Annotated in this window: 9 protein-coding genes; 6 read left to right on the top strand and 3 right to left on the bottom strand. The window is 71.6% G+C overall.

What is annotated here, in order from left to right; genetic code table 11:
• Nucleotides 1–1,026 carry a dTDP-glucose 4,6-dehydratase gene (gene rfbB / locus GTZ93_RS08520; RefSeq protein WP_120576677.1) on the bottom strand — a complete coding sequence of 342 codons (1,026 nt, stop codon included), beginning with the start codon at nt 1,024–1,026 and terminating at the stop codon, nt 1–3.
• Nucleotides 1,027–1,140: 114 nt separating this feature from the next.
• Between rfbB and GTZ93_RS08515 the strand changes: the two genes are divergently transcribed.
• From GTZ93_RS08515 to GTZ93_RS08490, 6 genes are all read left to right on the top strand, one after another.
• The gene (locus GTZ93_RS08515; RefSeq protein ID WP_139919171.1) at nt 1,141–2,787 is read left to right on the top strand and encodes a glycosyltransferase; all 1,647 of its coding nucleotides are present in this window, start codon (nt 1,141–1,143) and stop codon (nt 2,785–2,787) included.
• Nucleotides 2,777–3,316: a hypothetical protein gene (locus tag GTZ93_RS08510; RefSeq protein ID WP_139919172.1), complete on the top strand. Its 540-nt coding sequence runs from the start codon at nt 2,777–2,779 to the stop codon at nt 3,314–3,316. Before GTZ93_RS08515 ends, GTZ93_RS08510 begins: the two co-directional genes overlap by 11 nt.
• A 64-nt stretch (nt 3,317–3,380) precedes the next feature.
• The gene (locus GTZ93_RS08505) at nt 3,381–4,292 is read left to right on the top strand and encodes a class I SAM-dependent methyltransferase (RefSeq protein WP_139919173.1); all 912 of its coding nucleotides are present in this window, start codon (nt 3,381–3,383) and stop codon (nt 4,290–4,292) included.
• Between the two features lie 59 nt (nt 4,293–4,351).
• The gene (locus GTZ93_RS08500; protein ID WP_139919174.1) at nt 4,352–5,050 is read left to right on the top strand and encodes a glycosyltransferase family 2 protein; all 699 of its coding nucleotides are present in this window, start codon (nt 4,352–4,354) and stop codon (nt 5,048–5,050) included.
• A gap of 5 nt (nt 5,051–5,055) precedes the next feature.
• Entirely contained in the window at nt 5,056–5,466 is a 411-nt protein-coding gene (locus GTZ93_RS08495; RefSeq protein WP_139919175.1) for a DUF2304 domain-containing protein, read from the top strand.
• Between the two features lie 26 nt (nt 5,467–5,492).
• On the top strand, nt 5,493–6,890 hold the full coding sequence (locus tag GTZ93_RS08490) for a DUF2142 domain-containing protein (protein WP_161662728.1): 1,398 nt from the start codon (nt 5,493–5,495) through the stop codon (nt 6,888–6,890).
• A gap of 63 nt (nt 6,891–6,953) precedes the next feature.
• Here GTZ93_RS08490 and GTZ93_RS08485 read toward each other — a convergent pair whose 3' ends face one another.
• Together GTZ93_RS08485 and GTZ93_RS08480 are read right to left on the bottom strand one after the other, a co-directional pair.
• Nucleotides 6,954–10,571 (bottom strand): glycosyltransferase, encoded by a 3,618-nt coding sequence (locus GTZ93_RS08485; protein WP_139917788.1) that lies wholly within the window; start codon nt 10,569–10,571, stop codon nt 6,954–6,956.
• Between the two features lie 150 nt (nt 10,572–10,721).
• A complete protein-coding gene (locus tag GTZ93_RS08480; protein ID WP_161662727.1) occupies nt 10,722–13,046 on the bottom strand; it encodes a glycosyltransferase in 2,325 nt (774 codons plus the stop codon).
• Nucleotide 13,047 lies beyond the last annotated feature (1 nt).

Raw genomic sequence — 13,047 nt, 5'->3', positions numbered from 1 at the left:
TCAGCCCCGCCCCTGCAGACGGGCCTTGTACTGGGTGTCGAAGTACTGGCGATAGGCGCCGCTGGTCACCCGCTCCCACCAGGCGCGGTTCTCCATGTACCAGGTCACCGTGTCCGCCAGCCCCTGCTCGAAGGTGTGCTTCGGCTGATAGCCCAGCTCCGTGCGGATCTTCGTCGGGTCGATGGCGTAGCGGCGGTCATGGCCCGGCCGGTCCGCCACGTACTGGATGAGCGACTCGGGCTTCTTCAGCAGCCCCAGGATGCCCTTGACGATCTCGATGTTGCGGCGCTCGGAGCCGCCGCCGATGTTGTAGACCTCGCCCGCGCGGCCCTTCTCCAGCGCCACCAGCAGGCCCTGGCAGTGGTCCTCCACGTGGAGCCAGTCGCGCACGTTGGCGCCGTCGCCGTAGACGGGCAGCGGCTTGTCGTGCAGCGCGTTCACCACCATCAGCGGGATGAGCTTCTCCGGAAACTGGTAGCGGCCGTAGTTGTTCGAGCAGCGCGTCACCACCACGTCCATCTTGAACGTGTGGTGGTAGGCCAGCGCGATCAGGTCCGAGGACGTCTTGGAGGCCGAGTACGGGCTGGAGGGCTGCAGCGGAGAGGTCTCCGTGAAGGCGCCCGTGGGGCCCAGCGAGCCGTAGACCTCGTCGGTGGAGACCATCAGGAAGCGCTTCACGCCCCGGGCGCGGCAGGCTTCCAGCAGCTGCTGGGTGCCCAGCACGTTGGTGTTGATGAACACCTCCGGGCCCAGGATGGAGCGGTCCACGTGGCTTTCGGCCGCCAGGTGCATCACGGCGTCAATGCCGTGCTGGACGATGAGGTGTTCCACCAGCTCCCGGTTGGCGATGTCGCCGCGCACGAAGACGTGCTTCGGGTCACCTTCCAGGTCGGCGAGGGTCTCGAGGTTGCCCGCGTACGTGAGCTTGTCGAGGTTGATGATCTTCCAGTCAGGCCGCTCGCGGCGCAGGTACTTCACCAGATTGGAGCCGATGAAGCCGCAGCCCCCTGTCACCAGGACGTTCATTGACAAGCCACCACTCGCACTTCGAGAGAAAGCGCCCTCCGTAGCGGAGGGAAGGATCCCCGTCAAGGCAAGCGCGCGACCACTTGTGGCCGGTCCGGGCCAGGGGTAAATGCCATGCCCAACGTGAGCCTCTGGAACAGCAAGCGAGGGACCGCGTCCTCGAGCGCCGGAGCAATCCACCAGCTCGTGCCGCGGCTGGCCTGGGGCGACGCCGTGGGCAACCAGGTGCGCTACCTGCGAAACCTCCTGCGCGGATGGGGATACGCGTCGGAGATCTACGCCGAGCAGTGGGACGAGGCGTGTCGCGACGAGGTGCGCCCCGCCCTCGACTACGCGCGCGACGCGGGCCGGGACACCGCGCTGCTCGTCCACCACAGCTTCGAGTCGCGGCTGGTGCCGCTGGTGGCCAAGGCGAAGGGCCGCAAGGCGCTGCTGTACCACAACGTCACGCCCGAACGGTTCTTCGAGGGCACGGACCGCCACGTCGCCCGCGGCTGCATGCTGGCGCGCGAGGAGCTGCTCCAGCTGCGCGAGCACGTGACGCACGCCTGGGCGTACTCGCACTTCAGCGTGGAGGAGCTGTCCGCCGCGGGCTACCCGGACGCGAGCGTCCTGCCCTTCGCGGTGGACTGGAACGCGTTCAACGTGCCGCCGGACACGGCCCTGCGCGAGCAGGTGGAGGACGGGTGCGCCAACGTGCTCTTCGTGGGCCGCACGGTGCCCAGCAAGCGGTTGGAGGACGTGCTGCGCGTCTTCACCGCCTACCAGCGCCTGTACCAGCCCAAGAGCCGGCTGCTGGTCGCGGGGACGCTCTACAGCAGCGCGCCCTATGACGCGTCCGTGCTGGCGCTGCGCGAGCAACTGGGCCCGGATCGCGTGGTGTTCCTAGGGCGCGTGGACGCCGCGCAGCTGTCCGCGTGCTTCGCCTCCGCCACCGCGTACCTCTCCATGAGCCGCCACGAGGGCTTCGGCGTGCCGCTCTTGGAGGCCATGTACCGGGGCGTGCCGGTGGTGGCCTACGGCGCCGCGGCGGTGCCGGAGACCATGGGCGGCGCGGGCCTCACCACCCTGTCGGACGACCCCGCGCAGGTGGCGGGGCTGCTGGCGGTGCTGGAGCGAGACCCCGCCCTGCGCTCGCGGGTGGTGGAGGCGCAGCGCCAGCGACTGGCGTCCCTGGACCAGCAGTCCGTGGCCCAGCGCGTGCGCGAGGCGCTCATGCCCTTCCTCCAGGGGGATGCGCCCCCGGCCCGTCCGCCCGCCGCGCCCGCCGTCACCGTGGTGTGCCCGGGCTTCGACGCCGCGCCGGATGCGCCCATGTCCCAGCTGGCGCGCGCGGTGGTGGACCGGCTGCCGGACGCGAGCCTGTGGACGGTGCGCCGTCAGGTGATGCCCCTGCAGCTGGCCCCGAGCGATGAGCGCGACGGCGTGACACGGGTGCGGCGCTTCACGCCGGACGAGCCGTGCTTCGGGTTGGATGGGGTCAGCCCGCCGTCGTCGTCGCTGGAGACGGGCGTGCGGTGCGCCCCGGGGCCGTTGCTGTTCGCGGGTGCCGGTGAGGAGGTGGCCCGGCGCACGGTGTCGCGGCTGCCGCCGGACACGCGCGTCGCGGGCATCTGGGAGCCCCGCCGCGCGCCGGACGCGGGCGTCAAACAGGTCCTGGGAAAGAGGCTGTGGGAGCTCACTCCGGGGCATGACCTGACGTCGCTGGCGGCGGAGCTGGCAAGAGAGCTGGACGTGGGAGGACACCCGCATGCGCGCTGAGGACCTCATCACCGGCGACCCCACCGTGAAGGCGGTGCTGGAGTCCCTGGAGCGGTTGCCCACGCCAGAGCCCGAGAAGGTGGAGGCGCTGCGCCGACGCCTCGCCGCCACCCAGGGCCCGGCCACCAGCCCCGCGTGGCCCCCGTTCCTGGAGGGCGCACGGATGAAGCGCGACGCGCGCTACGCGGACCCGCCTTCGTCCCACCGGCCCGTGGTGGGGCCCGCGCTGGTGATGGCCAAGCGCGCCTTCCGGCTGGCGTTCCAGCCCTTCATCAACGAGGCGCTCCGGCGGCAGGTGGAGTTCAACGAGGCCATCCTGGACGCGCTCGCGCTCATCCACGAGCACCAGCGGGTCCAGGCGCGCACGCAGTCCCTGTGGCGCCAGGAGGTGGAGCGCCAGCTGGAGCAGCTGACGTCGCGCCAGCCTGCCGCGACGCCGGAGCCTTCGCCGAAGCCGTCGCCAGAGCCGTCGCCGGAGCCCACGCAGGAACCGCCGCGCCGCGGGCCTTCGCGGCGACGGGGCCGCTAGCCGGCCTGGGAGCCTGGCGGACACGTGACGGGGGACGCGAGGAAGCGGTAGGGTGCCGCCCCCTATGTCCGCCCCCTCCTGTCCCGCCTGCGCTTCGTCCTCGCTCCGACCGTCCTTCCAGGGACCCCGGCTGGACGTGGAGACCTGCGCGAGCTGTGGCCACCGCGTGGCGACCCACCGCGCGCCGCGCAACACCGCCGACTACCACGCGCAATACGACAGCGGCGGCTTCATGGACTCGCTGCGCGTCACGCGCCAGCGCCAGGCCCGGAGCATCGTCGAGCGCCTGCGCCGCCACATCCCCCAGCCCACGCGGCTCCTGGACTTCGGCGCGGGCCGGGGCTGGTTCCTGGAGGGCTGCCGCGAGGCGGGCGTCCAGGAGCTGGCCGGCGCGGACATCTCCGAGCTGTCCGTCAACCTGATGCGCGACGCGGGCATCCCCGCCATGCGCCTGCCCCTTCCGGAGGGCGGACAGTGGCCCCTGCCCCTCCAGGACCTGCCCTTCCGTCCGCGCATCCTCACGCTACTGGACGTCGTGGAGCACTTCCCGGGTGCGCACCTGACGGACATGGTGCGCCACCTCGTCACACAGCTGGCGCCCGAGCTGGAGTGGGTGGTGCTGAAGGTGCCGGTGGCCAGCGGCCTGCTCTACCGCGTCTCCCGTGCCATGGCCGGCGTGGCCTCGTCGGGGCTGCTGGAGCAGCTCTACCAGGCCGGCACCTTTCCTCCGCACGAGAGCTACTTCACCCACGACTCCATGGAGGCCCTGCTCCCGCGCGTGGGCCTGGAGCGCGTGGACGCCTTCGGGGACCTGGACTTCGAGGCCGGCAGCCTGGCGGACAGGGCGCATGCCCTGCGGAAGCTCCCAAGGCCGCTCGTCTCCCTGGCGGGCCAGGGGCTCGGCGCCGTGGCCCGAGGCCTGAGCCTGGAGGACGCGGGTATCTTCATCGCTCGCGTGAGCGGGAACCGGGCGTAGCGGGTTGTTCCGGCGTGCCGGGTAACGGTAGAAGCCCGGAAGACGCAGGAGGGGGCTGAATGGACACCCGACAGGGCCTCATCGTGTTGCTGGCCTTCAACGAGGAGGAGTGCATCGGCTCGACGGTGGCGGAGCTGCGCGAGGCGCTGCCGGAGTTCGACGTGCTCGTCGTCGACGACGGCTCACGCGACGCCACGGCGCAGCGCGCGCGGGACTGCGGAGCGAGGGTGCTCAGCCATCCCTTCAACCTGGGCGTCGCCGCGGGCGAGGCCAGCGGCCTGCTGTTCGCGTCCCGCAACGGGTACGAGCACGTCATCCGCATGGACGGCGACGGGCAGCATGACCCGGCGTCCGTGCCCGCGCTGCGCGAGGCGCTCCAGTCGGGCGTGGAGCTGGTCATCGGCAGCCGCTTCGCGGGCGTCACCAGCTTCCGCTCCACGTGGCTGCGCCGCTTCGGCAACCAGTTCCTCGCGGGCCTGCTGTCCACGCTGAGCAACCACCGCATCACCGACCCCACCTCCGGCTTCCGGGGCTTCGGTCCGCAGGCGATCCGCTTCTTCGCGCGCGTCCACCCGCATGACTACCCGGAGCCGGAGAGCGTGCTGATGGCGGCGCGGCAGGGCTTCGCGATCGCGGAGGTGCCGGTGCGCATGCGCCCGCGCCTCACCGGCACCAGCTCGCTGACGCCGTGGAAGTCGGCCTTCTACATGGCGAAGGTGTCCTTCGCCCTGCTCATGGAGCGGGTCCGTCCCGTCTGATGCCCATGCTTCGCTCCAGCCTCATCGGCGTGGCCTTCGCGGCCGCCTTCGCCTTCAGCGTCCTGTGGTCGGCCCGGGGCCGGCGCACCAGCGAGCGGCACACCTTCGCGTGGCTGCTGGTGGCGGTGGCCATCGCGGGCCTGTCGCTGTGGCGCCAGGGCATCGACGCGCTGGCGACGGCCATGGGCATCTACTACGCCCCGTCCGCCCTCTTCTTCATCGCCCTGACGTGCCTCATGTGGCTGGTGTACCGGTTGAGCCTCCAGGTGGCCGACCAGCGCCAGCAGCTCAAGCGGCTGGCCCAGGAGGTCGCCCTGCTCACCTCCGCGGAGGCCGAGCGCGCCGCGCGTGCGCAGCCCCGTCCTGAAGTCGTCTCCTCCGCCGTCGCCGCCCGTCGCGACTCGCACGCCGTCTGAGGGCCCACCGGGCCCATCCCTTCGCCATGCTTCCGTCTTCACCGCCCCCATCTCCGCTGCGTCCGTTCTTCATCGCGCCCGTCGTGGCCTTCCTCGTCGTGGCGGCCGTGCTGGGCGCGGTGCTGAGCTTCCTCACGCCCCCGTTCCAGGTGGCGGACGAGCCCGCGCACTTCTACCGCGCGTACCAGGTCTCCGAGGGACAGCTGACGGCCACGCGCATCCCGGTGGGGGACGCGGGCGGGCAGCTTCCGCGCAGCATCGTGCGGGTGGCGCAGGAGGTGTCCGACGGCGTGGGCGGCCATCCCGAGGTGCGCCAGGACCGGCAGCGCCTGAGCGACGCGATGCACGCGGCGCTGGCGCCCCAGGACACCCAGGAGTGGCGCTTCGCCGCGTCCGCCATCTACTTCCCGCTGGTCTACTTCCCGCAGTCGTTGGGCATGGTGCCCGCGCGGCTGTTGGAGGCGTCCCCGGTGGCGGTGCTGTGGGCGGGCCGGCTGGGCAACGTGCTGGTGGCGCTGTTGCTCACCGCGCTGGCGCTGCGGCTGATGCCCTTCCAGCGGTGGGCCTTCGCGCTGCTGGCGCTCACGCCCATGGTGCTCTTCCAGCGCGCGTCGGTGTCCGCGGACCCCATCACGATGTCAGCGTGCCTGCTGCTGGTGGCGCTGTCGCTGCACTACACCTTCGCGCACCCGGGGCCGCTGGGCGCGAAGCAGCTGGGGCTGCTGCTGGCGAGCGCGGTGTTCGTGGCGCTGTGCAAGCAGGCCTACCTGCCGCTGTCGCTGGTGTTCCTGCTGCTGCCGCTCACCCGGCTGGGGACGCGCGGCCGCTACGCCCTGGCCCTGGCCGCCATCGTCGCCGTGCCCGCGCTGCTCCAGTTCGCGTGGTCCTCCACCGTGCGGGACATCTTCCGCCCCAGTGAGGTGGTGGCGCAGGTGGCCCACATCCGCGCGCACCCCTTCCAGGTGCTGGGCGTGCTGGTGAGTGACTTCTGGAGGCGGCTGCCGGACTTCCTGCACCAGGGCGGCGGCGTGCTGGGCTGGCTGGACACGCCGGTGCCCCGCCCTGCCCTCTTCGCCCTGGCCGCGTTGCTCTTGGGAGTGATGGTGCTGGACGCTGACGGGGCCGCGCCGAAGGTGGGCTGGCGCGAGCGCGTGGTGGCGCTGGGGGTGGCGGTGGCGGGCGTGCTGGCCATCCAGGCCATGCTGTACCTGGCGTGGACTGCGCCGGGCGCGAACCACGTGGACGGAGTGCAGGGCCGCTACCTGCTGCCCTACACGCCGCTGCTGGTGGTGGCGATGGCCCCGCCCGCCTGGGCACCGCGCACGCTGACGCGCTTCAAGCCGGTGCTCATCGCCTGCTTCATCCTGCTCACCGCGGCGGTGACGCTCACCACGGTGTACCAGCGCTACTACGGCCCGGCGTAGGGCCTGAAGGCTTCCGCACTTCCAGGAGCCACCCCGCCTCCAGGCGGGGTGGCTCCGTCCGGTTCAGCGCTGAATGGCCGTGGCGCTGGCGTCTTCGCGGGCCGCGCCTCGGGCCGCCGGACTCACCAGGCCGGACAGGAGCCCGTGGAGCTCCTTGGCCTGGGTCTCGTAGTCGCGCACGGTGGTGCGCTGGGCGTTCGGGGCGCGCGACAGACGCTCCGGGTGGGCCACCAGGTCGCGCAGCACGCGGCGGAAGCCGTCGGCGTCCGCCATGTCCACGACGTTGCCGTTGACGCCCTCCACGATGTCCTCGCTGACGCCGCCTGACGCCGTGGTGACCACCCACACGTTACGGGCCATGGCCTCGCGCACCGTCAGGCCGAAGCTCTCCTTGCACTGCGAGGGCATCAGCAGCACGTCCACCCCGTCGAAGAAGGCGTCCATCCCGTCCTGATCATACGGAGGCACCACCTCCACCTGCCCCTTCACCTTCCACTCCTTCGCGTCGATGGAGGCCGACCCCATGCGCAGCTGGATGTCGGTCATCTTCAGGACCCAGGCGGACTCCGGCACCGACTCCAGGATGTCCTTGAGCCAGAAGTACCCCTTGTGCACCGCGTGGCCGCCCAGGTAGGCGAAGCGCACGGGGGCGTTCGCGGGGCGCGGGGCGCGCGCACGCGTGGGCAGCAGCACGCCGTTCTTGTTCACGACGATGCGCTCCGGCACGACGCCGTTGGCGATGTAGAGCTGGCGCTGGAACTCGCTGGGCGCCATCAGCAGGGCCGCGCCGTCCAGCACCTTGCGCAGGGCGAACGTGCGCTTGAAGGTGAAGCGCGAGTCCGGCACGCACTTGGTGCACACGCGCAGGTCGATGCCCTTCTGGCCGCAGTACGTGGCGTCCTCGCGGACCATGAACTGCCGCTCGCACAGCCACCACGCGTCATGCACGGTGATGGTGTACGGGATGCCCTCCGCGGCGCACGCCGTGGCGAGCGCGGAGCTCAGGAGCTGGATGGAGTGGAAGTGCACCACGTCCGGGCGCACCGCCTTGAGCACCTGGGTGAAGGTCTCCCCCATGCGCGGGTTCTGGTACTCCTGGGCGCGGTCGGTGAGGGCCGGCACCTGGGTGGCGATGACCGGCAGGCCCAGCGCCTCGTAGCGCACCACCGAATAGGCGGGCAGCGGCGAGTTCAGGATGCCGGTGAACACGGTGACGTCGCAGCCCTCCGCCTTCAGCTGGTGCGCCAGCTGCTCCGTGACGACGGTCGCCCCACCGAAGCTCAAGGGCGCGAAGAGGATGTTGGCTTCCAGGACCTTGAGGCGCGGAGGCGGCGCGGGCGGCAGGTGCTGGAGGATGGGCTGGAGCCGCTCCGTGGCCACCACCGCCGGGTGGTAGCGCGCCATCACGCTGCGGTGGGCCTCCTCGCCCATGCGCTTGCGCAGCGACGCGTCCTGCACCAGCGCGGACAGCCCGGACTCCCACTCCTCACGGGTGGTGGCGACGAAGCCGTTGCGGCCGTGGTCGATGATCTCCCGGAACGGCCCGGAGCCGGAGCACACCGCGGGCACGCGGAAGATGGACGCCTCGATGAACTTGATGTTGCTCTTGGCGTCGTTGAAGACCGTCGTCTCCAGCGGCGCGATGGAGATCTGCCAGGACGCGAGCGCGCGCAGGTAGTCGTCCGCGTCCAGGAACGGGATGCGGAAGACGCGGTCGGAGAAGCGCTCGAAGCCCGCCGGCAGCTCCAGGAAGCCGTGGATGGCCAGGCGCACGTTCGGGTGGCGCTCCATCACCGCGAGGATGGCGTCCGCGGCGATGGCGAAGTCGGCGTCGTGCGTGCGGGTGCCGCTGCCGTAGCCGATGGTGACCGTGTCCGCGTCCACCGCGGGCGGGCGCGCTTCCATCTCCCGGGCCAGCTCCAGGATGCCGTCGTCCAGGCAGTTCTCGACGACGTAGACCTTGCCGGAGATGACGCGGGCCATCTGCTCCGCGATGGTGGGCGTGCTGGCGATGGCGTGCTCACACAGGCTGAGCGCCTTGCGGTAGAGCTTCGCGCCGTTGAGCAGCAGCTCGCGCTCGTTCTCCGGCAGCCGCTGCACGTTGGTGTTCTTCTGGTACTCCTCCACGTCGAAGATGAGGTCGTCGACGTCGAAGAAGTGCGGGACGCCCAGGCGCTTGGTCTCCGCCAGCAGCTCCTCCACGCCAGGGAACGCGGGCACCCGGTAGTAGATGACCAGGCCGTGGAACTGGAGCGCGGCCTTGCACTCCTCGTGGTCGTTCCAGCGCAGGACGGTGACGTCGTACCCGAGCCGGTGGAACATGGCGACCTTCTGATCCACGCGGTAGCGCTTGCACTGGGGCAGCGACAGCTCCGCGATGATCAGGATGCGCCGGCCCAGGCTGGACTGGGAGAGCTGCGTCAGCGGCGCGGTCCACGGAGCCGGGGGCGCGAGCGGTGCGCTCGGGGCCACGGCCGCGGAGATGGAGGCGGTGGGCGCGGCGGGGGTGGCCGGCGTGAGGGCGGCCTTGGCGGCGCGCAGTGCCTTGAGCGCTCCCTGCTTCGCGGGCAGCTTGATCAGCTTCGCGCCCACCTTGTGCAGCGTGCCCTTGCTCTTCTGGTAGAGGTGGCCGCGCTTCGTGCCGGGGGGCAGCACGCGCTCGCGCATGGCCCAGTAGCGGTTGATGGCCTTCCACGCGAGGCTGCCGTTGATGTGCGCCAGCTCCGAGCCCTGGCGCGCCACGTGCGCATCCAGCTCGTAGATGCGGGCGTTCTTGCGGCCCAGCTCCTCCTGGAGCATCCGCTGGGCCAGGCCCTGCCGTGCGAGCCGGCCTTCGAACTCGCGCAGGGTGCTGGCGGTGTCGCGTGCCACTTCACGGGCGGCGTCCAGCTCCGCCTGGAGCTGCTGCGCCTGGCGCGCGTGGTCCGCGGCCTGCTGTTCCTTCTGGCCGTAGGCGTCGCGCAGGTGCTGCCGGTGCAGCAGGAGCGTCAGGCGCCCGCCCAGCGTGGCGAAGGCCTGCCGCACGTGTTCACGTTCCGCGTCCCGGGTGCTCGTCAGCGCGAGCATCCCTTCCGGCTGCTCCGGGCCCACGGCGAGCACGCCCAGACCGAAGCCGTGTTCGAACTCGAAGGAGGGATGCTGGCCCTTCAGCTCCTCCCACAGTTGCCAGACGCCGAAGTTGCGCTCGTGCACGTGGGTGTCGTGGAAGAGGATGACGCCGCGCGCGCTCATCTTGGGGCGCCAGTGCTCGAAGTCCGCCTTCACCTGCGCGTACTCGTGGCAGCCGTCGATGTGGAGCAGGTCGATGGAGCCGTCCGCGAACTGGCTCAGGGCCTCGTCGAAGGTCATCTGGTGCAGCTGGGAGAACCGGCTGTAGAGCGGGTCATGGTGCGCGCGCAGGTCCGCGAGCACGTCCGCCCCGTAGAAACCCGCGTGCGGGTCGCCCTGCCAGGTGTCCACCGCGTGGCAGCGCGTCTCCAGCTTCAGCGCGTCCACCGCCTGGCAGAACGCGGAGTAGGACACGCCGGTGTGCGCACCCAGCTCCACCAGCGTCGCGGGACGCAGCAGGTCCATCAGGAACATCGCGAACGGGACGTGCTCCACCCAGGCTGAGGAGGCCAGCAGCCGCAGGGGCTGCGTGAGGCAGAGGGGGTGTTCCAGGGGATTGAGCTGTGGATGCATGTTGGTGGCGTCCGGAAGGCCGACCCTCGCTGCAGGCAAGGCACGCCCCCCTCTCCTTGGCGGATGTCCTCCATGTCACCCCCCTCCGGGAGCGTCAAGGCTGGCAGCCCGCCCGCTCCCCATGGGAGGAGGCGCGTTCGCTGTTCATTTCTACGGTGTCTGGAGAAAGCCGAGGCGCGGATGTGCGGTGGGGTCGGCCCGTCCCGCGCGGGCCCACGCGTCACGGAGCCGGTCAGCGTCGTGGGTGGCCTCGGGTGCGTCGTCCTGGGAACGGGTGCGCACGAGTCGCGCGTGGGGTGCGTAGAGGACGCGCAGCCCGGCTTCGCCCGCGCGCAGGCACAGGTCCACGCCCCGTCCCTCATTGGAGGTGAAGGCCGCGTCCCAACCTCCGAGCGACTCCAGGACCTCGCGGCGGATCATCGCGCAGGCGCTGGAGACGGCGCGCACGTCCCGCGGCCAATGCGAGCCGCCGAATGCGCCGAGCGTGGGATCGAACAGCCCCGCGAAGGGACGCAGCACCCGGCCCTCGGCGTCGAAGCGCAGCCCGGCCTCCAGCACCAGTCCCCAGGGAGAGACGATGCGCGCGCCCACGACGCCGACGCCGGGGCGCGAGGCCTGCGACGCGAGCTCCCGCAGCCACCCCGGTCCGGTCGGGAGCGTACCTGCCTCCAGGACGAGGATGAGCTCGCCCCGGGCCTCGCGCAGCAACTGGTTCGCCACGGCGCCCGGGGTCGCGGCCGCGTCCACCTGGACGCGGATGGCGTTGCCGGTGGAGGAAGCCGCTGGAGACGAAACAGGGACGCGGACCTCCACGTCCAGGTCGTCCGTGAAGGCGAGGAGCGCCGTGAGCTCGGCCTCGGTGGGCGCTTCTGACAGCAGCACGGACACCCGGGGACGGCCCACGAGCGGGTGGCGGATCCGGTACAGCCCTGGCGAGACCGTCTCCACCGAGCCGCCCTCCCCCATGCGCGCCAGATGCTCCGCCACGGCCCTGCGTCCCGCCTCGGAGGCCGCGGGCTTCGCGCTGGCGTCCGTGGCCGTGGAGCCGGGCAGCGTCCTCCAGTGGTAGAGCACGCGGGGGATGTGCTCGAAGCGCCGCGTGCGCTCCATCAGGCGCAGCAGCAGGTCGTGGTCCTGCGCCCCCTCGAAGCCCGAGCGGATGCCTTCCACCTCACGCAGCAGCGATGCACGCACCACGAGGAAGTGGCACACGTAGTTCACCGCGCGCAGCAACTCCGGAGACAGCGACGGCTTCAGGTAGGGCGCGAAGCGCAGCCCCTGCGCGTCCACCTTGTCCTCGTCCGAATAGACGACGTCCGCGTCCGGCGCTTCACCCAGCCGCAGCGCGACCTCCGCCAGCGCGTGCGGCGCCAGCAGGTCGTCGTGGTCGAGGAAGCCCACGTACTCGCCGGTGGCCAGGGCCAGCGCGGCGTTGGTCGCGCGGGCGATGCCCTGGTTCGACTCCAGCCGCTCGAAGCGGATCCGCGCGTCGCCGGCCGCGGCCTCTCGCAGCGTGTCCGCCACCGCCGCCGAGCGTGAGCCGTCGTCGACGATGCACAGTTCCCAGTGCGGATACACCTGCGCGCGCACGGACGCGACGCATGCGCGGAGGACGTCCACCGGCGTCTCCCAGGCGGGCGTGACCAGACTGATCAGCGGCCGGCGCTCCAGCCGGGCCAGCGCGGCGGTCGCGTCACGGACCTCGTGGGCTTCTCGCTCCAGGGCGTCGCGCGTGTACCCCACCGGCGCGGGCAGGAGCACGGCCGGACGGGCCACGCCCAGGAGGCGCCGCAACAGGCGGACGGTCGCGTGATTGAAGGCGACCTGCCGCCGCCACAGCTCGCGCCACAAAGGCAGGCCCACCGCACCGGCCTCCTGCGCCAGCACGTCGCAGCGGGCCTCCAGCGCGTCCAGTGCCTCCGCGGCACCTTCGGTCCGGAGGGGCCATCCAGGTCTGGATAGCAGGGCCACGACCGCGAGGTTCCAGGCCCGCTGCGCCTCCAGCCCGGGCACGGAGGGAAGCCACCGGCCCACCAAGCCCACGGGCCGCGGATCCGCGAGTCGCCCGAGCTCCTCGCGGGCCAGCTCCGGCAGTGTCCGCTCCGGCTGACGGATCAACGCCCTCAGCCGCAGGTCGAAGCGCAGCTGGCGGTCCAGCACCCAGCGCTGCAAAGGCGAAAGCCCCCGCGTCCCCAAACGTTTGGCGGCGGTGATGACCGGGCCCCAGCGCGCGCGGTGCGACCGCGGCACGTCGAAGCCCAGCACCTCGACGAAGCTATCGCGCGGCGGATGCGCCCGTCCGCCGGTAGGTCCTGACGCGGCCCGCGCGGAGGAAGAGGGCTTCCGGTCGGACTGCTCCAACGTCGCGGCCTCCGAAGCAGAGGATGACTTCCGGTCGGCCTGATCCAACGTCGCTGCCTCGACGTCCGGCATCTCCCACGAGCCACTTGGGCCGTCACTGTCGGCGGTGCCCATC

Source organism: Corallococcus exiguus, assembly GCF_009909105.1.
GTDB classification, from domain to species: Bacteria; Myxococcota; Myxococcia; order Myxococcales; family Myxococcaceae; genus Corallococcus; species Corallococcus exiguus.
This window is presented reverse-complemented; position numbering and strand designations above follow the sequence as displayed.